The organism is Pseudoduganella violacea, assembly GCF_014191875.1.
GTDB lineage: Bacteria > Pseudomonadota > Gammaproteobacteria > Burkholderiales > Burkholderiaceae_D > Rugamonas > Rugamonas violacea_A.
The window spans coordinates 374,108-393,753 of sequence record NZ_JACHXD010000003.1; the positions used below are offsets into that span (position 1 = coordinate 374,108).

The 19,646-nt window shown below is 63.6% G+C and carries 18 protein-coding genes; 6 read left to right on the forward strand and 12 right to left on the reverse strand.

Features of this window, described 5'->3' with window-relative positions:
• Nucleotides 1–82 precede the first annotated feature (82 nt).
• The 6 genes from FHS03_RS07580 to FHS03_RS07605 form a co-directional block, all read right to left on the reverse strand.
• Nucleotides 83–1,438 carry a nucleobase:cation symporter-2 family protein gene (locus tag FHS03_RS07580; protein ID WP_183440391.1) on the reverse strand — a complete coding sequence of 452 codons (1,356 nt, stop codon included), beginning with the start codon at nucleotides 1,436–1,438 and terminating at the stop codon, nucleotides 83–85.
• A gap of 461 nt (nucleotides 1,439–1,899) precedes the next feature.
• Entirely contained in the window at nucleotides 1,900–2,133 is a 234-nt protein-coding gene (locus FHS03_RS07585; protein ID WP_183440392.1) for an AbrB/MazE/SpoVT family DNA-binding domain-containing protein, read from the reverse strand.
• A 110-nt stretch (nucleotides 2,134–2,243) separates the two neighbouring features.
• Nucleotides 2,244–4,709, reverse strand: a complete 2,466-nt coding sequence (locus FHS03_RS07590) for an ABC transporter permease (protein ID WP_183440393.1) — start codon at nucleotides 4,707–4,709, stop codon at nucleotides 2,244–2,246.
• A gap of 169 nt (nucleotides 4,710–4,878) precedes the next feature.
• A complete protein-coding gene (locus FHS03_RS07595; protein WP_183440394.1) occupies nucleotides 4,879–6,186 on the reverse strand; it encodes a replication-associated recombination protein A in 1,308 nt (435 codons plus the stop codon).
• Between the two features lie 52 nt (nucleotides 6,187–6,238).
• Nucleotides 6,239–6,880, reverse strand: a complete 642-nt coding sequence (lolA, locus tag FHS03_RS07600) for an outer membrane lipoprotein chaperone LolA (RefSeq protein ID WP_183440395.1) — start codon at nucleotides 6,878–6,880, stop codon at nucleotides 6,239–6,241.
• 11 nt (nucleotides 6,881–6,891) lie between these two features.
• Complete coding sequence (locus FHS03_RS07605) at nucleotides 6,892–9,255, reverse strand: DNA translocase FtsK (RefSeq protein ID WP_183440396.1); 2,364 nt, start codon at nucleotides 9,253–9,255, stop codon at nucleotides 6,892–6,894.
• Between the two features lie 192 nt (nucleotides 9,256–9,447).
• Here FHS03_RS07605 and trxB point away from each other — a divergent pair, with 192 nt between their 5' ends.
• The 3 genes from trxB (at nucleotide 9,448) to FHS03_RS07620 (ending at nucleotide 11,831) form a co-directional block, all read left to right on the forward strand.
• Nucleotides 9,448–10,398, forward strand: coding sequence for a thioredoxin-disulfide reductase (gene trxB / locus FHS03_RS07610; protein ID WP_183440397.1), 951 nt, complete (start codon nucleotides 9,448–9,450; stop codon nucleotides 10,396–10,398).
• Nucleotides 10,399–10,403: 5 nt separating this feature from the next.
• Nucleotides 10,404–11,090, forward strand: a complete 687-nt coding sequence (locus FHS03_RS07615) for a Smr/MutS family protein (RefSeq protein ID WP_183440398.1) — start codon at nucleotides 10,404–10,406, stop codon at nucleotides 11,088–11,090.
• A 114-nt stretch (nucleotides 11,091–11,204) separates the two neighbouring features.
• Nucleotides 11,205–11,831, forward strand: a complete 627-nt coding sequence (locus tag FHS03_RS07620; protein ID WP_183440399.1) for a trimeric intracellular cation channel family protein — start codon at nucleotides 11,205–11,207, stop codon at nucleotides 11,829–11,831.
• 31 nt (nucleotides 11,832–11,862) lie between these two features.
• On the opposite strand, the gene FHS03_RS07625 is transcribed toward FHS03_RS07620, so the two are convergent.
• Together FHS03_RS07625 and FHS03_RS07630 are read right to left on the reverse strand one after the other, a co-directional pair.
• Nucleotides 11,863–12,201, reverse strand: a complete 339-nt coding sequence (locus FHS03_RS07625) for a P-II family nitrogen regulator (protein WP_050408554.1) — start codon at nucleotides 12,199–12,201, stop codon at nucleotides 11,863–11,865.
• Between the two features lie 26 nt (nucleotides 12,202–12,227).
• Nucleotides 12,228–14,282: an NAD(+) synthase gene (locus FHS03_RS07630; RefSeq protein WP_183440400.1), complete on the reverse strand. Its 2,055-nt coding sequence runs from the start codon at nucleotides 14,280–14,282 to the stop codon at nucleotides 12,228–12,230.
• A 237-nt stretch (nucleotides 14,283–14,519) separates the two neighbouring features.
• Between FHS03_RS07630 and FHS03_RS07635 the strand changes: the two genes are divergently transcribed.
• Complete coding sequence (locus FHS03_RS07635) at nucleotides 14,520–15,659, forward strand: GNAT family N-acetyltransferase (RefSeq protein ID WP_183440401.1); 1,140 nt, start codon at nucleotides 14,520–14,522, stop codon at nucleotides 15,657–15,659.
• 6 nt (nucleotides 15,660–15,665) lie between these two features.
• On the opposite strand, the gene FHS03_RS07640 is transcribed toward FHS03_RS07635, so the two are convergent.
• Together FHS03_RS07640 and ppa are read right to left on the reverse strand one after the other, a co-directional pair.
• Nucleotides 15,666–15,920, reverse strand: coding sequence for a DUF2164 domain-containing protein (locus FHS03_RS07640; protein ID WP_183440402.1), 255 nt, complete (start codon nucleotides 15,918–15,920; stop codon nucleotides 15,666–15,668).
• 66 nt (nucleotides 15,921–15,986) lie between these two features.
• Complete coding sequence (gene ppa / locus FHS03_RS07645) at nucleotides 15,987–16,529, reverse strand: inorganic diphosphatase (RefSeq protein WP_050408558.1); 543 nt, start codon at nucleotides 16,527–16,529, stop codon at nucleotides 15,987–15,989.
• A 161-nt stretch (nucleotides 16,530–16,690) separates the two neighbouring features.
• Here ppa and FHS03_RS07650 point away from each other — a divergent pair, with 161 nt between their 5' ends.
• Together FHS03_RS07650 and FHS03_RS07655 are read left to right on the forward strand one after the other, a co-directional pair.
• Entirely contained in the window at nucleotides 16,691–16,915 is a 225-nt protein-coding gene (locus tag FHS03_RS07650; RefSeq protein ID WP_183440403.1) for a hypothetical protein, read from the forward strand.
• Nucleotides 16,915–17,193, forward strand: a complete 279-nt coding sequence (locus FHS03_RS07655; protein ID WP_183440404.1) for a type II toxin-antitoxin system RelE/ParE family toxin — start codon at nucleotides 16,915–16,917, stop codon at nucleotides 17,191–17,193. Before FHS03_RS07650 ends, FHS03_RS07655 begins: the two co-directional genes overlap by 1 nt.
• A 35-nt stretch (nucleotides 17,194–17,228) precedes the next feature.
• Here the strand turns inward: FHS03_RS07655 and FHS03_RS07660 are convergent, their stop codons facing one another.
• Nucleotides 17,229–18,425 (reverse strand): heme biosynthesis protein HemY, encoded by a 1,197-nt coding sequence (locus FHS03_RS07660; RefSeq protein WP_183440405.1) that lies wholly within the window; start codon nucleotides 18,423–18,425, stop codon nucleotides 17,229–17,231.
• Nucleotides 18,426–18,428: 3 nt separating this feature from the next.
• Nucleotides 18,429–19,643: a uroporphyrinogen-III C-methyltransferase gene (locus FHS03_RS07665; protein WP_183440406.1), complete on the reverse strand. Its 1,215-nt coding sequence runs from the start codon at nucleotides 19,641–19,643 to the stop codon at nucleotides 18,429–18,431.
• Nucleotides 19,644–19,646: the final 3 nt, after the last annotated feature.

Genomic DNA, 19,646 nt, shown 5'->3' on the forward strand with positions numbered 1-19,646 from the left:
GCCGGGCATTGCGGAAACAGCATGGAAAGCGCCGGCCATCGCTGGCCGGCGCGGGGATGGGATACTACTGCGGCTGGAAGATTTACGCCACCTCCAGTTCCTTGGTCAGCATGGCTTGCGGCACCAGCTCATCTTCCTCGTCACCCGTTTCCACCGGACGCTCGGGCAGCACCAGGTTCAGGAAGACGGCCATCAGCGCGCCCACGGTGATGCCGGAACCGAAGATCTCGTGCACAAAAGCGGGCAGTTTGGACAGCAATTCCGGCCGCACCGTCACGGCCAGGCCGCAACCGACCGAGACGGCGATGATGATGCCGGTGCGCTTGTTCTGTTCCACCTTGCTCAGCATCTGCATGCCGGCCGCGATAATCATGGCGAACATCATCAGGCCCGCGCCGCCCAGCACCGGCTGGGGAATCGTCACCACCACCGCACCCAGCACCGGGAACAGGCCGGCCAGCGCCAGCAGCACGCCCGTCAGCGCCACCACATGGCGGCTCGCCACGCCGGTCAATGAGACCACGCCCACGTTCTGCGCGAAGGTCGATACCGGAGGGCTGGACAGCACGGCGGCAAAGGCCGAACCCAGGCCGTCGCACAGCACGCCGCGCGCCAGCAGCTTGCCGCGCATCTTGGTCTGCGTGGCGCCGCCCAGGGCCATGAAGGTGCCGGTGGTTTCCACCATCGTCACCAGATAGGCAATCGCCATCGCCACGATGCCGCTGAGCGGGAAGGTCAGGCCATAGTGCAGCGGCTGGGGCAGCGCGAAAATCTCGGCCTTGTGCACGGAAGAGAAATCCACCATGCCCAGGCCCAGGCACACCAGGTAGCCGATGAACATGCCCAGCACCACGGCGGCGGCCGAGAAAATGCCTTTCCCGTACTGCACCAGCGCGATCACGGCTACCAGCACGAAGACGGCGATGCCCAGATTCATCGGCGCGCCATAGTTCGCGCCCGGCGCCTTGCCGCCCGCCGCCCAGTCGATCGCCACCGGCACCAGGGACAGGCCGATCATCGTCACCACCACGGCAGTCACGGAATGCGGGAACAGCTTGCGGATCTGCGGCATGAAGAAGCTGCCGACGATCATCACCAGCGAGGCCGCCAGCGAGGAACCGAGAATGCCCGGCACGCCATGTTCCAGCCCCACCGAAATGGCCGCGCCGACAAAGGCGAAGCTGGTGCCCATCACGCAAGGCAGGCGGATGCCAACCGGTCCCACGCCCTTGCATTGGATGAAGGTGACGACGCCGGAGCCGAGCAGCGCGGCATTCACCAGCGCCACCATCTGGTCGGACGGCAGTTTAAGCACGGCCCCCACGACCAGGGGCACGGCGATGATCCCGCCCAGCGCGGCCAGCATATGCTGCAGCGCCAGCAGGACGGTCATAATCAAGGGCGGATGATCGTCCACCTGGTAAAGCAGCTTGTTCATGTGTTGTCTCCATCGGTATTTTTCGGATGCTGTAAGCCCGGCCGGTGGCGTGCGGCGGACGGAAAACAAAGCGGAAAGAATGGGACAGGCGCATGGACTCGCCACCGGGGTACGGGACGGTTCGCGGTTGCGGCGGTGCAGGCACGGCGGTGGCTAGCTTGACACGCATGGGGCATCTCTCCAATGAGGTGCAGCAGCGCCGCTTCTGCCGGCGACGTTGGATCAAGGCTTGTTAAAAATGACAGCCTTCAATGCAGCCCATGATGCCGATGCCGGGATTGATTGTCAACGAATTTTGTATACAATTTGTGCCGCACTGCGGTAACGATGCGGCCTCATTACGGGAATTTGAACGGGTTTCGGATGGTAAACTGCCGCTCAACCAGCAAGCCGTCCTGCATATCCTCCGAATACAAGCTGCCGACAACAGGTAGAGCAGAATATTGGTATCAAAAAACGGCTCAGCGACGCTCATGGATGGCTTGGCGATCAAGCTTGAAATCCGCTGGCAATCTGCCGCGGAATTTCCTTAGCTGAACCAGCGGCTCACTTGCATTGAGTCCCTCAGCGGCTGTAAGCGAACGCTTGCCAATCACCTGGATATCGATATGGTCTCCCGGCTTCAGATCGAGCGCTTCAACCACGGATGCCGGCAGGCGAACTGCCAAGCTATTGCCCCATTTTGCGACTTGCATATGCCCCTCGCAATCTATCTGTGTATGGAGCATATCGTATCACGAGGAGATTCAGTGCTTGATTGCCACGCCACTCCGAAGGCGGAGAGCGTGACAATCGTTCAAACTGCTCAAGCACGCAGTGCTGCGGCAGGATTCAGGCCCATGGCTGCCCAGGCTTGGCGGGCGCCGGCCAGCGCGGCCATGGCCAGGCCGATCGCCAGGGCAAAGACGGGCGCCCAATAGGCAAGCGGCGCCCGCTCGGCGAAGGAGCCGAGGAATTTGGCGATGATAAAGGCCGCCAGCGGCAGGCTAATTAGGGCCGGCAGCAGGACCATCACGCCCAGTTCGCGCGCCACCAGCCGGCCGATGTGGGCGCGCTGGGCGCCAAACAGCTTGCGCAGGGCGATTTCGCGCGTGCGGCGCTCCACCGCGTCGGCGGCCAGCACGTAGGCGCCAATGCCGGCAATCAGGAAGGCGATGGTGGTGGCGAAGGTGAGCATGCGCGCCACCCTGGCATCGGTGTCATAGTTAGCCGCGTAGATATCCTTGGCCGGGCGCATTTCCAGCACCGAGTTGGGGAAGTAGGCGGGCCATAAGCGCCGCACCGCACGCTCGATCTGCGGCAGCGGCAGCGCGGAGCGGACGCTCAGCGTGGTGCCGTCGGTCCACAGCTCATAGGCGGCCGGATAGGCGGGTTCGCGCAGCGAGTAGAAATGGATTTCCGGCGCAATGCCGACCACGCGCTTGCTCAGCATGCCGTCCTTCTGCCCTTCGCCTTCGCCGCGGAACAGCAAGGTCTGGCCCAGCGCCTCGGCAGGCGTGGCGAAGCCGAACTGGCGTGCCGCCAGCGCGTTGATCACCACAGGGACGCTGTCGTTTTCCTTGTCCGTCCCGGCTTCGAACAGGCGGCCGGCGACAGGACGGATGCCATACAGCGCGAAGAAGTTGGCGCTGACCGATTTGACGTCGACCGGCATGCCCTTCCCGCCTTCGCGCCGCATCTCCGTGCTCCAACGGTTTTTCGAGCGGCCCATGGCATCGGTGCTGACCGCAACGCCGGCGATACCGGGTTCGCGCTTGAGCGCCTCGATGAAGCTGCGCGCCTGTTCGCTGCGCCTGACCGCATGCGCTTCCGGCAGGTCGACAATCAGCAGCGGCGCTGGATCGAAGCCGGGCGAGGCCTCCATGGCGAAGCGGGTCTGCCATGCCACCGCCAAGGTAAAGCTGGCCAGCCCCATGGCGACGCCGATCTGCAGCACGGTCAGAATTTGGCGCAGGCGCCGGCTGCCCAGCGCCTCGGTATCGGAACGGCCGGCCAGCGCTTGCGATGGACGCACGCGGAAGGCGATCCACGCCGGATAAATGGCGGTCAGCAGGCCAAGGAACATGCCGAGCAAGGCCGCCGCGCCGATATTCGCCGCCGTCAGCACGCCGCTTAGGTCACGCTTGGTCAGCTCGCCGAACAACGGCAATGCCAGCCAGGCCAGCAGCAGCCCCAATGCCGTCGCCAGCAACGCCAGCAGCAGCGACTCGGCCACGAACTGCCCTGCCAGCCGCGGCGCTCCCGCGCCCAGCACCTTGCGCATGCTGATCTCGCGCTGGCGCCGTATCACGCGGATGGTCGCCAGGTTCACATAGTTGATCCCCGCCAGCAGCAGGATCAGGCCAGCCACAATCAGCAAGCCGACAATCATGGCGCGGCTGCCCCGATCGACCTCATACGAAAAACGGTTCGGCGCCAGCTGCGTGTCGAAATAAGCTTCGCGCAAGGGCGACAGCATGATGTCCATGGCCTTGCGCTTGCCCAGGCGCGCGCGCACTTCGGGCGGTATGCCCTGCGCCGCCGGCGCGCGGTCGATCGCCTGCTGCAAGCTCTCTCCGACCGCTTCGGGCGAAGCGCCGGGTTTCAGGCGCACCAGCAGATAACCCCACCAGCCGTTCGCGCCGATCAGCGCTTCGCTCCTGGCTTCCGCCGGCACCAGGGCCGAGGCGACGCCATTCAAGGCTTCATAGGGAATGGTGGTATTCGCCGGCGGATCGCGCAGCACCGCCGCGATCCGCAGGCTGGCCGGCTGTTCCTGCACGCTGCTGGCGCGCACCGTGCGGCCCAGCACATCGGTGGTGCCGAACAGGCGCAGCGCGGTCTTTTCGGTGATGGCGAAGCTGTCCGGCTGCGTCAGCGCCGCATTCAGGTCGCCTTTCAGCGCCCGCAGTCCCAGCATTTCGGCAAAACCGGGCAGCACGGTCAGGCTTTTCAGCTTGCGCAACTGGGCATCGGTCTGCACGGTAAGCGGCAGCCAGTTGACAAAGCCGCTGGCGGCGGCCACGCCCGGCGTTCTTTGCGCCGCAGCGCGCAGCAGGGTGGGCGCCTGATCGGTCCAGTCAGCGTAGTCGCCCATATTCTGGCGCTGTTTGACCAGATAGACACGGTCGGCATCCGGCACATGCGCGTTGTATTGCCAGGAGTAGCGCGCGAATCCAAGCAACAGCAGGCACGCGGCCAGGCCTACGCCCAGGCCCAGGATCGCCACCAGGGAAAAAGCCGGGTCTTGAATCAGGATGCGCAGGCCTATTCGAAAATCTCTGAACCTCATCTCTCCTCCGTTCTATATAAGGGTGAAAACCCTTGTAGAGCAAAGGATGTGCCAACGTGTGAAGGCGCTGGAATGCGGCGTTTTTCGTCTTCGCCGCGCAGGCAGTGTGCAGTTCCGGACAGCGGCGCTTGCGATGGCTGTTCAGAACTGGACACTTGGATAGCCGGCCTTACTTCTTGCCCGCATCCGCATCGAGCGAACGCAGGAAGGCCAGCTTGTCGGCGATCTTGCTTTCCAGGCCGCGCGGCACCGGTTGATACCAGCCCGGCTCGCGCATATCGTCGGGGAAGTAGGTTTCGCCGGCCGCATAGGCGTGCGGCTCGTCGTGGGCGTAACGGTAGTCGTGGCCGTGGCCCAGTTCTTTCATCAATTTGGTCGGCGCATTGCGCAGATGGACCGGCACCTCGCGCGACTTGTCGCGCTTGACGAAGGCCATGGCGGCGTTGAAGGCGTTGTAGCCGGCGTTGCTCTTGGCGGCGACGGCCAGGTAGATCACGGCCTGGCCCAGCGCCAGCTCGCCTTCGGGCGAACCCAGACGCTCGTAAGTGGCGGCGGCATCGTTGGCCATGGTCAGGGCGCGCGGGTCGGCCAGGCCGATATCTTCCCAGGCCATGCGCACGATGCGGCGTGCCAGGTAGCGCGGATCGGCGCCGCCGTCGATCATGCGGCAGAACCAGTACAGGGCGGCGTCGGGATTGGAGCCGCGCACCGACTTGTGCAGGGCCGAGATCTGGTCGTAGAAATTGTCGCCGCCCTTGTCGAAGCGGCGCGCGTTCAGCGTCATGGCATTTTCGACGAAGCTGGCGTCGATCTTCTGCACGCCGGCCGATTTGGCGGCGGTGTCGGCCTGCTCCAGCAGATTCAGGAAGCGGCGCGCATCGCCGTCGGCAAAGCCGACCAGGGTGTCGATGGCCACCTCCTCGAACTGCAGATGCGGCAGCGAGACTTGCTGCGCCTTGGCCAGCAGCTGGCGCATCTCTTCGTCGCTCAGCGATTTGAGCACATACACCTGGGCGCGCGACAGCAGCGCCGAATTGACCTCAAAGCTGGGATTTTCGGTGGTGGCGCCGATGAACGTCACCAGGCCCGATTCCACGAACGGCAGCAAGGCGTCCTGCTGCGCCTTGTTGAAGCGGTGGATCTCGTCGACGAAGAGGATGGTGTGCTTGCGGTACTGGTCCAGGTTCTGCTGCGCCTGGTCCATGGCGGCGCGGATATCCTTGACGCCCGCGAACACCGCCGACAGCGCGATGAAGGCGGCGTCGAAGGCATTCGCCGTCAGCCGCGCCAGCGTGGTCTTGCCGACGCCGGGCGGCCCCCACAGGATCATCGAATGCGGCTTGCCGGCCTGGAAGGCCAGCCGCAGCGGCTTGCCCTCGCCCAGCAAATGGGTCTGGCCGATCACCTCGTCCAGGGTTTTCGGACGCAGCGCTTCGGCCAGGGGCTGGCGCGGTTCGGTTGAAAAAAGGTCGGCCATAATCTTTGTCGGTGGAGGCGCCGCAACGCTCCACGTTGCGCTGCCGGGAAACTTAATTATTCAGGACGTCGGCGCCCTTGGGCATGACAAATTTAAAGGCGCCCGCATTCAAGGCCGGATTCTTCTCGAACTTGCGGAAGGACAGCACCGAGGTCTGGCCGAAGTTATCCTTCAGCTCCATCGCTTCCGGCGTGCCGCTGCGCAGGCCGATCAGGATCTGCTCGAAGCTGGTGTCCTTGGTCTTGGGCACGGCTTTCAGCCATTCCAGGCCGTCGCGCGTGCCGGCTTCGCTCAAGGTGAAGTTCTTGTCCAGCTCATTGCTGCCGAACAGGATGGCGGCCGGCGAAGAACCAAGCGCGTCGCCCAGCTTTTTCACCGTGACCTGGTTCAGGTCCTTGTCGTAGATATACAACTGTTCGCCATCGGCCTGCAGCAACTGCTCGTAAGGCTTTTGATAATTCCAGATGAATTTGCCGGGGCGCGCAAACACGAAGGTGCCGGTGGTCGGCTGCGACACCTTGCCGCCGCTCTCGGCGTTCTTCACCAGCTTTTGCGTGAACTCACCCTTGGCCGACTTGGTGCCGGCCACAAAAGTCTTGAACTGCTCCAGCGCCGTGGCGCCGGCCACGCCGGACAGACTTGCCAACAGCAAGCCGCCTGCCGCCAGCGCGGCCTTGAATTTGAATTGCTTCATGCGTCGCTTCCTTATTCTGCGCTGTCGGACGGGGCGAGAATGTCGCGGTTGCCGTTCGACTGCATGGCCGAAACCACGCCGCTGTTTTCCATTTGTTCCAGCAGGCGCGCCGCGCGGTTATAACCGATGCGCAGATGGCGCTGCACCAGCGAAATCGAAGCGCGGCGGTGCTTGAGCACCACCTGCACGGCCTGGTCATACATCGGGTCGGCTTCGCCGCCGCCCTCGCCGCCGCCACCTCCACCGCCGGCATCGCCGCCGCCTTCGCCGTCCAGCGTGCCACCTTCCAGGATACCCTCGATATAGTTGGGTTCACCCTGGGCTTTCAAGTGCTTGACCACGCGGTGCACCTCGTCGTCCGAAACGAAGGCGCCGTGCACGCGCACCGGCAGGCCGGTGCCGGGCGGCATATACAGCATATCGCCCATGCCCAGCAGCGTTTCCGCGCCCATCTGGTCGAGAATGGTGCGCGAGTCGATCTTGGACGAGACCTGGAAGGCGATACGGGTCGGGATATTCGCCTTGATCAGGCCCGTAATCACGTCCACAGATGGGCGCTGCGTCGCCAGAATCAAGTGCAGGCCGGCCGCGCGGGCTTTTTGCGCGATACGCGCGATCAGCTCTTCCACCTTTTTGCCGACCACCATCATCAGGTCGGCCAACTCGTCGATGATGATGACGATGGTGGGCAGCTTTTCCAGCGGCTCGGGCGAATCCGGGGTCAGGCTGAACGGATTCGGAATGTGCTCTTCCTTCTTGGCCGCTTCGGCAATCTTGGCGTTGTAGCCGGCCAGATTACGCACGCCCAGCTTGGACATCAGCTTGTAGCGGCGCTCCATCTCGTTCACCGCCCAGTTCAGCGCGTGGCCGGCCTGGCGCATATCGGTGACGACCGGCGCCAGCAAGTGCGGAATGCCTTCGTAGACCGACATCTCCAGCATTTTCGGGTCGATCAGGATCATGCGCACATCGGCCGGATCGGCCTTGTACAGCAGCGACAGGATGGTGGCGTTGATACCCACCGACTTGCCCGAACCGGTGGTGCCGGCCACCAGCAAGTGCGGCATCTTGGCCAGGTCGGCCACCACCGGCTTGCCGGCGATGTCCTTGCCCAGCGCCACGGTCAACGAAGAGGCATTGTCGTTATAGACCTTGGAGCCGAGGATTTCGGTCAGGCGCACGATCTGGCGTTTGGAATTGGGCAGCTCCAGCGCCATATAATTTTTGCCGGGGATGGTTTCCACCACGCGGATCGAAGTCAGCGACAGCGAACGCGCCAGGTCGCGCGCCAAGTTGACGATCTGGCTGCCTTTGACGCCGGTGGCAGGCTCGATTTCGTAGCGCGTCACCACCGGGCCGGGGTAAGCCGCCACCACCTTCGCTTCCACGCCGAAGTCGGACAGCTTCTTCTCGATCAGGCGGCTGGTGAATTCCAGCGTTTCTACCGACACGGTTTCCTGGGCCGGCGGCGCCTCATCCAGCAGCGACAGCGGCGGCAGGTCGGTGTTTTCCAGATCCTGGAACAGGCTGGCCTGCTTCTCTTTCTGCACGCGCTCGGACTTCGGCACCTCCACCACCTGCGGCTCGACCTTGATGGTGGGCGCGGCAACAGGATGCTTCTCCACGTGCTTGGCGCGCTCCTGCACCACCACTTCCTCGCGCTTGACGGTGGCCACTTCGCCCTGGCGGCGGTCCTGGCGGTCTTCCATGCGCAGGCGGAACCAATCGAAGGCGTTCTCCACCAGCTCGCCGATGCGCTCGGCCACGGCCATCCACGAGACATGGAAGTACAGGCTGAAGCCCAGGCCGAACAGCAGCAGCAGCATCAGGGTGGCGCCGGTAAAGCCCAGGCCCACATGGGCCGAATGGCCGATCAACTGGCCCAGCACCCCGCCCGGGGCGCGCGGCAATTGCACATGCAGGGAGTACATGCGCAGGTATTCCAGCCCCATGCTACCGACCAGCATGAGGAAAAAGCCGATCACGCCGATCAGCCAGACTTCGCGCTGCACCGGCTCTTCTTCCTTTTCCAGCACGAAGCGGTGCGTCAGGCGGCGGTAGCCGCGCCACACGAAGCGGATCAGGATGATGCACCACCACCAGGCCGAAAAACCGAAGATGAACAGCAGCAGGTCGGACAGCCAGGCGCCGAAATGGCCGCCCAGATTGCGCACCTTGGGCACTTCGCTGGCGTGCGACCAGCCCGGATCGAGCTTGTTATAGCTGAGCAGGATCAGCACAAAATACAGGCAAACGGCGGCCAGCGCGAACCAGCGCGCCTCCGACAGCAGGCGCACCATGCGGCTCGGCAGTGGCTGGCGCTCAGTCGTGCTGCGCGTGTAACTATTAGTTGTCTGTTGGCTCGTTTTGCTCATTGCTACAGGTGGATGTTGCGTACGGGGAATAACATGATTGCGCTTATTCTAAGCGATTGAGAGTCAAACTGGCCTTTCAATTCATGGAAATAGCGCTTGGGCTTATAATCCTGCTTTGCTTGCCTGAATTACTTGTGCTTCAGTGCAATGCCCCAAACTATGGTTTTACACCAACTTGCAAAGAATATTCCCATGACCACTACCAAACACGCCCGCGTATTGATTCTTGGCTCCGGTCCCGCCGGTTACAGCGCTGCCATCTACGCCGCGCGCGCCAATCTGAACCCGATGCTTGTCACCGGTGTGGAGCAAGGCGGCCAGCTGATGACCACCACCGACGTGGAAAACTGGCCGGCCGACCCGATGGGCGTGCAAGGCCCGGACCTGATGCAGCGCTTCCTGCAGCACGCCGAGCGCTTCAAGACCGAAATCGTGTTCGACCATATCCATACCGCCAAGCTGAGCGAAAAACCGATCCGTCTGATCGGCGACAGCAATGAATACACCTGCGACACCCTGATCATCGCCACCGGCGCCTCGGCCCAGTATCTGGGCCTGCCTTCCGAGCAGGCCTTCATGGGCAAGGGCGTGTCGGCCTGCGCCACCTGCGACGGCTTCTTCTACCGCGGCCAGGAAGTGGCCGTGGTCGGCGGCGGCAACACCGCCGTCGAGGAAGCGCTGTACCTGTCGAACATCGCCACCAAGGTCACCCTGATCCACCGCCGCGACAAATTCCGCGCCGAAGCGATCCTGATCGACCGCCTGATGGCCAAGGTCGCAGAAGGCAAGATCGAGCTGAAACTGAACAGCAATCTGCACGAAGTCAAAGGCGACGACAGCGGCGTCACCGGCCTGACCATCAAGTCCAACGACGGTGAGCTGAGCGACATCAAGGTGCACGGCCTGTTCGTGGCCATCGGCCACAAGCCGAACACCGGCATCTTCGAAGGCCAGCTGGAAATGCACAACGGTTATATCAAGACCAAGACCGGCACCGAAGGCATGGCCACCGCCACCACCGCGCCGGGCGTGTTCGCCGCCGGCGACGTGCAGGACCACATTTACCGCCAGGCCATCACCAGCGCCGGCACCGGCTGCATGGCCGCGCTGGACGCCCAGCGCTACCTGGAAGCGCAGGAGTAAGCGCCATGGCGGGACTGAAGGATTTCGCCGACCTGAAATCCCTGGGCAAGCAGCTCAGGGAACAGGGCGAGGAGCGCAAGGCCGCCGAGGCCGAGCGCGTCAAGCGCGAAAAGGTACAGGCGCAGGAGGCCAATCTGTTTCAGGCCAATCTGGCGGGCGTCAAGCGCATGCCGGTGTCCGACCGCTATGTGCCCAAGCCCCCTTCGGCGCCCGCCATGCCCGTTGCCGCCGGCCCGCGCAAGCCGCTGACGGCCAAGGAACAGGCGGAAGACGACCAGGCCGTGCTGCGCGAGTCGCTGTCCGACCTGTTTGAAGTCGACCACTATATGGAAGAAGACCCGTCGCTGAACTACGCCGCCCCCGGCGTCGGTCCCGACGTGGTGAAGAAGATGCGCAAGGGCCACTGGCCGGTGCAGGCCGAACTCGATCTGCATGGCCTGAACCGCGACGGCGCGCGCGACGCGCTGGGCGACTTCCTGCGCAAGGCCGTGATGCGCAACCAGCGCTGCGTGTGCGTGATCCATGGCCGCGGCCTCGGTTCGCGGCGCCAGGAGCCGGTGCTCAAGTCCATGGTGCACAGCTGGCTGGTGCAGACCGACGGCGTGGTCGCCTTTTGCCAGGCCCGCTCGGCCGAAGGCGGCGAAGGCGCCCTGATCGTCCTGCTGCGCGCCGCCCTGCAGCCGCAGCGCTGATTTTCAGCAACAATTATTGAAAACCGGCCGCACGGGCCGGTTTAACCCTTCTCGCAAGGGTGGGCCTCATGTTAACCTGTGGTCATCTGTAACTTTCCAACAAGAACCACATACATGAAGCACATGCCGCACGTTTCCCTGATCACGGTCATTGAGATCATCGCGATTCTGGTCGGCGCATTTTCGGGCTTCATCGAAGCGCGCCGCAAGCGCATGGACGTCGTCGGCGTCTTCACCGTGGCCTTCATCGCCGCTTTCGGCGGCGGCACGCTGCGCGACATCCTGCTCGACCGCCGCCCGCTGTTCTGGGTCCAGCACCAGGAATATGCGATCCTGATCTTCATCCTGGCCCTGATCGCCAATCCCCTGATCCGCACCCTGCGCCAGATCGTCTCCGAACGCCTGATCGTGATCGCCGACGCGGTGGGCCTCGGCCTGTTCGCCGTGGCCGGCGTGTCGCTGGCGCTGACGGCGAATATGCCGCTGTTTATCGCTTCGATGATGGGCGTGATTACGGGGATTTTCGGCGGCGTGCTGCGCGACATCGTCTGCAACGAGGTGCCGATGGTGTTCCGCGACGGGAAGCCGTATGCGATCTGCGCCTTCATCGGCTGCTGGCTCTACATCCTGCTGCAGCGGACCAATGTGTCCGACGACTTCGCGCTGTGGCTGAGCGCCACCGTGATTACGCTGCTGCGCCTGTTGACCTGGAAATTCGACATGCGGGTGGGCCGCCCGTAAGCGCCGGGCGCCGCCCTCCCCTGCGGCAGTTTTACACCGCGTCCGCGCCGGTTTCGCCGGTGCGGATGCGGATCACCTGCTCCACATTCTGCACGAAGATCTTGCCGTCGCCGATCTTGCCGGTGCGCGCGGCCTTGATGATGGCGTCCACCACCTGTTCGGCCACGCTATCGTCCACCACCACTTCCACTTTCACCTTGGGCAGGAAATCGACCACGTATTCCGCGCCGCGATACAGCTCGGTATGGCCTTTCTGGCGGCCGAAGCCCTTGACCTCGGTCACGGTCAGACCGGTCACATTGACCTCGGCCAGCGCCTCGCGAACCTCGTCCAGCTTGAAGGGCTTGATCACTGCGGTAATCTGTTTCATCTGATTCTCCTTATGGTTAAAACGGTTCAGGCATCGGGCACGGTCTTCAGGTTTTCCAGCCAGACGGTGGCCTCGGAATCGCTCGGCGCGCGCCAGTCGCCGCGCGGCGAGAGCGAACCGCCCGAGCCGACCTTGGGCGCGTTCGGCACGCAAGTGCGCTTGAACTGGCTGGTCTGGAAGAAGCGGCGCAGGAAGATGCCGAGATTGTGTTTGATATCCTTCAGCTCATACTGGTTGCGCGCCACATGGGTCTCGTCCGGCCACTGGCCCGCGTTGCGGTCCTGCCAGGCATGGTGCGAAAGGAAGGCCACTTTGGCCGGCGCGAAGCCGAAGCGCAAGGTGTAGTACAGGTTGAAGTCCTGCAATTCGTAAGGACCGATCACGTTTTGCGTGATCTGTGCCGGCGCCTCGTCCCCGCTTTTGCCGGGGACCAGTTCGGGGCTGATTTCGGTATTCACCACCGCCAGCAGCACCGCCGAATCGGTTTCGCCGAATTGGCGGCTTTCCGCCACCCAGCGCACCAGGTGCGTGATCAGGGTTTTGGGCACGCTGGCGTTCACATTGTAGTGCGACATATGGTCGCCCACGCCGTAGGTGCACCAGCCCAGCGCCAGCTCGCTCAAGTCGCCGGTGCCGATCACGATGCCGTTGTGGTGGTTCGCCAGGCGGAACAGATGGTTGGTGCGTTCGCCCGCCTGCACGTTCTCGAAGGTGATGTCGTACTCTTCCTTGCCTTCCGAATAGGGGTGGCCGATATCCTTGAGCATCTGGATGCAGCTGGGGCGGATGTCGATTTCGGAGGCGCTGCAGCCGACGAAGTCCATCAGGGCGCGCGCCTGCAGCAAGGTGCGGCTGCTGGTGGCGAAGCCGGGCATGGTCACGGCCAGGATATTCGTGCGCGGCAGCTGCAAACGGTCCATCGCCTTGGCGCAGACCAGCAGGGCGTGGGTCGAATCGAGGCCGCCCGACACGCCGATTACCACTTTCTTGATGCCGCTCGAAGACAGGCGCTGCACCAGCGCTTGCACCTGGATGTTGTACACCTCGTTGCAGCGCTTGTCGCGCAGCTGCGGGTTGGACGGCACATAGGGGAAGCGCGCCACATTGCGCTCCAGCGGCAGCACGCGGTGGGTCGGCAGCTCCAGCGCGAAACGCACGGTGCGGAAGCGCGCCACCTCGTCCTTGTGGCGGCGGCTGGACTGGCCGAACGTCGTGGTGCGCATGCGTTCGCGCGACAGGCGCTCCAGATCGACGTCGGCGAAGATCAGATGCGACTCATCCTGGAAACGCTCGGCCTCGGCCAGCATCTCGCCGTTTTCGTAGATCAGCGCCTGGCCATCCCAGGCCAGGTCGGTGGTCGACTCGCCGCGCCCGGCCGAGGAGTACAGATAGGCCGCCAGGCAGCGCGCCGACTGCTGGCCCACCAGCTGATGGCGGTAATCGGCCTTGCCGACGATGACGTTCGAGGCCGACAGGTTCACCAGCACCGTCGCCCCGGCCAGCGCGGCGAAGGACGACGGCGGGATCGGCACCCACACGTCCTCGCAAATCTCGATATGGAATTTGAACAGCGGCAGGTTCTCGGCCTGGAACAGCAGGTTGGCGCCGAAAGGCACGCTCTGGCCCAGCAGTTCGATCGTGCTGGAGATGGCCTCGTCGGCCGCGCTGAACTGGCGCGCCTCGTAAAATTCGCCGTAATTGGGCAGATAACTCTTCGGCACCACACCCTGGATGCGGCCGCCCGCCACCACAGCCGCGCAATTGAAGAGCTGATGGTCGACGCGCAGCGGCAAGCCCACGATCATGGCCGCGCCGATGCCGCGCGAAGCCTCCACGATCTGCGCCAGCGCCGTCAGGCAGCCGTCGAGCAGCGCGCGCTGGTGGAACAGGTCATCGCAGGTATAAGCCGACAGGCCCAGTTCCGGAAACGCCACCAAGGCCGCCCCCTGCGCCGCCGCCTGCTGCGCCAGCGCGATCGTCTCGGCCGCGTTATGCAGCGGATCGGCCACACGGCAGCGCGGCACCGCCACGCTCAAGCGGACAAAATCATGGGAATACAGATTATGAAAAGAATGCGACATAAAGATGGGGAAGCAGCCAACAAGAATGTCAACGATTTTAACATTGCCCCCTCCTCCCTGCGCACCCGCAGCAAAACCCACCGCCGAGCCTGTGTCCACCTTGGTGCCAGGCACCGATCGGACACGAACTCGACCGTCGTCGGGCCGCCTGAGCCCGTGTCCGATTAGGGTCTGACCCCAAGGTGGACACGGGCTCGGCAGTAGGCGCGTGGACGGGGTTTTGCGTACAATGCGGCGATGGACTATCGCACTGGGGTGATTTCGTCGCTGGCGGAGGTGGGCGAGGCGGCTTGGGATGAACTGCTGGCCGCCCAGGAGCCGGATCGGGCGCCGAATCCTTTTCTTTCTTATGCCTTTCTGCATGCGCTGCATGAATCGGGCAGTGCTTGCGCGGAAACGGGCTGGCAGCCGCAATTCCTCATGCTGTGGGATGGCGATGCGCTGGCCGCGGCCATGCCGCTTTACGTGAAGTCGCATTCCTATGGCGAGTATGTGTTCGACTGGGCCTGGGCCGATGCCTATCACCGCAACGGCGTCGAGTACTATCCCAAGCTGCTGTCGGCGATTCCGTTCACGCCGGTGTGCGGCCCGCGCCTGCTGGCGCGCGATGCTGTGGCGCGCAAGGCTTTGCTGGCCTTCCTGATGGAACAGCAGCAGGCGGCAGGCATGTCGTCCACCCATATCCTGTTCCCGCCCGAGGAGCAGACCGCCCTGCTGGAGGACGCGGGATTCATGCTGCGCAGCGGCGTGCAGTTCCATTGGCTGAATCAGGATTACCCGGACTTCGAGGCCTTTCTCGCCACGCTGGAGCACAAGAAGCGCAAGAATATCCGCGCCGAGCGGCGCAAGGTGAACGAGGCGGGCGTGACGCTGCGCCGGCTGCGCGGCGCGGATATCGACGAAGCGCACTGGCGCTTCTTCCACCGCTGCTATGCCAATACCTATGCAGAGCACCGCTCCTCGCCGTATCTGAACCTGGACTTCTTCCTGCGCATCGGCCGCGATATGCCGCAGAATATCCTGCTGGTGCTGGCCGAACGCGCAGGCCGGCCGATCGCGGCCTCGCTGGTGATCCATACGCCGGACACGCTCTACGGCCGTTATTGGGGCGCGCAGGAGCACGTGCCCTGCCTGCATTTCGAGGCAGCCTATTATCAGCCGCTGGAGTTCTGCATCACCGAGCGCATCGCCGTCTTCGAGGGCGGCGCCCAGGGCGAACACAAGATGGCGCGCGGCTTCCTGCCGCAAAAGACCTGGTCGGCGCACTGGCTGGCCCACCCGGCCTTCGCCGATGCCATCGAACGCTTCCTGCAACGCGAAAGCGGCGGCATCGATACTTACCTGGATGAGCTGAACGAGCGCAATCCGTTCAAATAGGCACGCTTAGCGCTTCTTCTGCCAGTAGGGGAATTCGGTTTCGTAGCAGGTATGTTCGACCTCGGTGATCTTGTCCTGCATCGCGGCCTGCGCATCCTGGATCGCCTGGTTGTAGACCGATGGACCGATTTCACGCACGCAGAAATCGAGCAGCATGCGCGCCTTCAGGCCACCCATTTCCTCGTCCATGTTTTCACCGCAGTAGCGCTGCAGGGATGAAATCAGGCGCTCTTCCACTTCCTTGCTCAGTTTAATGGCCATCAGGCTTCTCTCTAGACATAAAAAAGGCACCTCGCGGTGCCTCTGGCTGAATCGCCGCGAAAGCGCTTAGCCTTCCGGGTTTTCTTTTTTGTACTGCTCGACGCCGTGCAGGATTTCGGCTTTGGCTTCTTCTGGACCGAACCAGCCGTCCACCTTCACCCACTTGCCTGGCTCCAGGTCTTTGTAGTGCTCGAAGAAGTGCTGGATCTGCTGCAGACGCAGGTCTTGTAGGTCTTCCGGCTTCTGCCAGTGTTTGTAGATCGGCAGGACTTTATCGACTGGCACGGCCAGCACTTTGGCGTCTTCACCGGATTCGTCGGTCATTTTCAATACGCCGATGGCGCGGCAACGCACCACCACGCCTGGGATCAGCGGGAACGGGGTGATCACCAGCACGTCGACCGGGTCGCCGTCGTTGGACAGGGTGTTCGGCACATAGCCGTAGTTGCACGGGTAGTGCATCGCGGTGCCCATGAAGCGGTCCACGAAGATGGCGCCGGATTCCTTGTCAACTTCATACTTGATCGGATCGGCATTCATCGGGATTTCGATGATGACGTTGAAATCGTTCGGCAGGTCGCGGCCGGACGGCACTTTATTCAAGCTCATGATTTTCCTCGTTAATACTTTTGAATTGTCTAACCGCGACATTATAGCGAAGTGCCGCCCGCTTGTGCGGCGCACCAGCGCGAATCGCGCACCAAATGCGGCGTCGCAAGGCGCGCCCGCAACGGCGGCGTACAATGGAAAATCACACAAAGAGGTACTTTATGCTTTCCGACCAGCCCCTCCCCTCCGACGATGACGACGACTTCCTGCCGCCCGAGGACGAAGCCGAGTACGAAGCCTGGTTCCGCGCCCAGGTCGAAGCCGGCATTGCCGAGGCCAACGATCCCAATTGCGAGTGGATTCCACACGAAGTTGTTAAAGAAGACATGGCGCGGCAGCGCGCCGAGCTTGAAGCCTTGATTGCTGCTCAGCGCAAGAAAAAATAATGTTGCTGGCCTGGACAACGCGAGCAAGAAAGGAGCCTTGGGCAGCCATTGAGCGTATTGCGCGCAATGCTCCGGAGGCTGCGCTGCGGCAGCTTCTCTCCATTGAGCGCCAGACCGATATGCTGTTGCGCTTCCCCGAGCTTGGCAGGCCTGGCGCTATTCCTGGCACGCGGGAACTGGTTATCAGCCGCTCACCATTTATCGTGCTCTATCAAATCAAAGCAGGAGAGATTGAAATTCTTCGCTTCCTGCATACAGCCCGGCTGCGCCCAAAGTAAAAAGCCCGCTGGACAGCGGGCTTTTGAGTTTCGGCTTAGAGGATGGTGGCCAGGGCGCACTGGCGGTAGTGGTTGGCGGCTTCCTCGGGCTGCTGCAGGGCTTCGTGCAGCTGGGCCAGTTTGAGGTGGGCTTCGCGCACCATTTGCGGGCCGTCGGCGTCGGACAGGGCTTGCTCCAGATAGCGCTGGGCTTTGCCCCACAACTTCTGTTTCAGGCACAGGGAACCCAGGGTCAGCGCCAGCTCCGGCTCGGTGGGACGGGCCTGCATCCAGCGTTCGCAATGCTCGATCTGGGCCAGCAGCGCGGCCGATCCGGCCGGCGCGGCGGCTTCGCGGTAGGCGCGCACGACGCGCTCGTCCCAGTTCGCCGCCAGCGCTTCTTCGGCCACCTGGCGCGCATCGTTATGCAGGCCGCGCGCGTTCAGTGCGGTGGCGGCGCGGCAGGCAATATATGGCTTGATGCGGTCGGCGCCGGGGATCGAGGCCCAGACGCGGCGGATCGACTCGGTGTCGTGCGACTTGTCCGACAGCAGATCATCATACGCCAGCTCGCGCAAGCGGGCCGACAAGGCGGGATGCAGCGCCTTGTGCTTGTCCAGCGAGCGCACCAGGCGCAGCACCTCGGGCCAGTTCTTGGCCTGCTGCTGGGCCTTGAGCGACCATTGCAGGGCGTGGATGTGGCGCGTGCCGCTGGCGTTCAGCTCGCGCACCGCTTCCAGCGCCGCTTCCGGCTTGTGGTCGTCCACCAGCAGCTCGGTGGCCGTCATCAGGCGCGCCGTCTTCATGCCGTTGTCGTCCTGGATGCGGGCCAGCCAGCTGTCGCGGCGGGCGTGCTGCTGCATGCGGTGGGCGGCGCGGGCGCCGATCAGGGCTGCCACGCCGGCGTTTTCCGGCAGGTCGGCAGCGCGCAGCGCGGCTTTTTCGGCATGGCCGAAACGGCCTTCGAACAGCGCCTTGAGCGCGTCGCGCAGCCCCTTGTTGCCGTCGCGCTCACGCTTTTGCTGGCGGTAGGCGGCCACGCGGCCCGGCATCTTCATCGTGGCGCGCAGCGCGCGCAGCGCCACATACAGCACGGCGAAGGCCAGCAGTTCCAGCACCACGAAGAAGTTGAGCGAAAGGTCGATGCGGTACGGCGGGTAGAACAGCACCACATTGCCCGGGTTGAAGCGCGCCGTCACGGCGATACCGATGGCCGCGGCCATCAAAGCGAGTAACCAGAAGAATAGACGCATGGCTTATGGCTTCGCTTTGTAATTGCGCACGGCGTTCAGGCTGTCGGCCAGCGTCGGCATTTCGATCGACAGATTGCTGCCCTGGACCTGGCGCAGCAAGGCTTGCACGGTCTGGGTCTGCTTGGCGCGGGTGTCGAAATACTTGTGCAGCGATTCCTGCGCCGCCAGCAGGTCGGCGCGGAAAGCAGCCTCGTTGCGCGACAACAAGGCCATGCGCGCGTTCAGCAGGCGCAGTTTCAGGTTCTCGCGCAGGAAGTAAGCCTGGGTCGGCGACAGCATCAGCGCGTCCGGCGTTTCGATGCTGCGCACGCGGATCAGCTGGCGCACATCGGTCCACATCTCGCCGGTCCACTCGCCCCAGACGCCCTGGGCTTTTTGCAGCAATGTCGGCTCTTCCACCGGTTCCGGCGCGGCAGGCTTGCCGCCCTTGCCATGGGCCTTGGCCGGCTTGGCGGCCACCTTCTTCTCCGGCGGCGCGGGCAGGGTCGGCTTCTCGTCCGACAGCATGGGCAGGGTGTCGATCTGGGCGATGACGTTATCCAGGCGCACGGCCAGGCCCACCGAATCCACGCTCGGCAGGGCTTTCAGCTTTTCCGTGTCCTTGGCGATGGCGCGGCGGATGGTGATGAATTGCGGCTTGTCGGAACGCGACAGGCTGCGGTCGGCATTCTGCAGCGCGATCAGCGCGCCCGGCACATTGCCGGCCAGCTGCAGCTGCTGGCTGGCGGTGGACAGCACTTGCTCGATCTCGGCCAGCGCCCACTCGTCGCGGTTCTTCGACAGATCCTGGTAGAGCTGTTCCAGCGCCAGCTGCTGGCTTTGCGCTTCCAGCTGGCGGCCTTCCAGCAGGCCGGCCTTGATCTGCAATTCCTTGGTCGATTCCTGCACCGAGCGCACCAGCTGGCCGGTCTCCACATTGGAGGCGTCGCTCTTTTGCAGGCGGCGCGCCAGCTCTTCGCGCAGGCCGCGGATCTGCTTGTGCGATGACCAAGCTTGCGCGGCCAGCAAAATGGCCAGCGGCAGCACGGCAAACGCCAGGCGGCGCTGCCAGATGTCGGTGGAGGACGGGCCGGACGCCGGCGTTGGCGCGGCGGGCGGTGGTACAGGCGGCAGCGGCGGAGTCCCCGCAGCGCCCGTGGCTTGCGCGTCCACGGTGGCTTGCGGCGCCGCGTCGGCTGCCTGCTTGGCTGGATCTGGTAAGGTAGGCAATTCGTTCATGGT

Coding starts and splice junctions, on each gene's coding strand:
- FHS03_RS07635 (WP_183440401.1), top strand. CDS start 14,520: ATGGACTATCGCACTGGGGTGATTTCGTCGCTGGCGGAGGTGGGCGAG.
- FHS03_RS07580 (WP_183440391.1), bottom strand. CDS start 1,438: ATGAACAAGCTGCTTTACCAGGTGGACGATCATCCGCCCTTGATTATG.
- FHS03_RS07595 (WP_183440394.1), bottom strand. CDS start 6,186: ATGGCCGACCTTTTTTCAACCGAACCGCGCCAGCCCCTGGCCGAAGCG.
- FHS03_RS07615 (WP_183440398.1), top strand. CDS start 10,404: ATGGCGGGACTGAAGGATTTCGCCGACCTGAAATCCCTGGGCAAGCAG.
- ppa (WP_050408558.1), bottom strand. CDS start 16,529: ATGAGCTTGAATAAAGTGCCGTCCGGCCGCGACCTGCCGAACGATTTC.
- FHS03_RS07620 (WP_183440399.1), top strand. CDS start 11,205: ATGAAGCACATGCCGCACGTTTCCCTGATCACGGTCATTGAGATCATC.
- FHS03_RS07605 (WP_183440396.1), bottom strand. CDS start 9,255: ATGAGCAAAACGAGCCAACAGACAACTAATAGTTACACGCGCAGCACG.
- lolA (WP_183440395.1), bottom strand. CDS start 6,880: ATGAAGCAATTCAAATTCAAGGCCGCGCTGGCGGCAGGCGGCTTGCTG.
- FHS03_RS07590 (WP_183440393.1), bottom strand. CDS start 4,709: ATGAGGTTCAGAGATTTTCGAATAGGCCTGCGCATCCTGATTCAAGAC.
- FHS03_RS07650 (WP_183440403.1), top strand. CDS start 16,691: ATGCTTTCCGACCAGCCCCTCCCCTCCGACGATGACGACGACTTCCTG.
- FHS03_RS07585 (WP_183440392.1), bottom strand. CDS start 2,133: ATGCAAGTCGCAAAATGGGGCAATAGCTTGGCAGTTCGCCTGCCGGCA.
- trxB (WP_183440397.1), top strand. CDS start 9,448: ATGACCACTACCAAACACGCCCGCGTATTGATTCTTGGCTCCGGTCCC.
- FHS03_RS07655 (WP_183440404.1), top strand. CDS start 16,915: ATGTTGCTGGCCTGGACAACGCGAGCAAGAAAGGAGCCTTGGGCAGCC.
- FHS03_RS07660 (WP_183440405.1), bottom strand. CDS start 18,425: ATGCGTCTATTCTTCTGGTTACTCGCTTTGATGGCCGCGGCCATCGGT.
- FHS03_RS07665 (WP_183440406.1), bottom strand. CDS start 19,643: ATGAACGAATTGCCTACCTTACCAGATCCAGCCAAGCAGGCAGCCGAC.
- FHS03_RS07630 (WP_183440400.1), bottom strand. CDS start 14,282: ATGTCGCATTCTTTTCATAATCTGTATTCCCATGATTTTGTCCGCTTG.
- FHS03_RS07640 (WP_183440402.1), bottom strand. CDS start 15,920: ATGGCCATTAAACTGAGCAAGGAAGTGGAAGAGCGCCTGATTTCATCC.
- FHS03_RS07625 (WP_050408554.1), bottom strand. CDS start 12,201: ATGAAACAGATTACCGCAGTGATCAAGCCCTTCAAGCTGGACGAGGTT.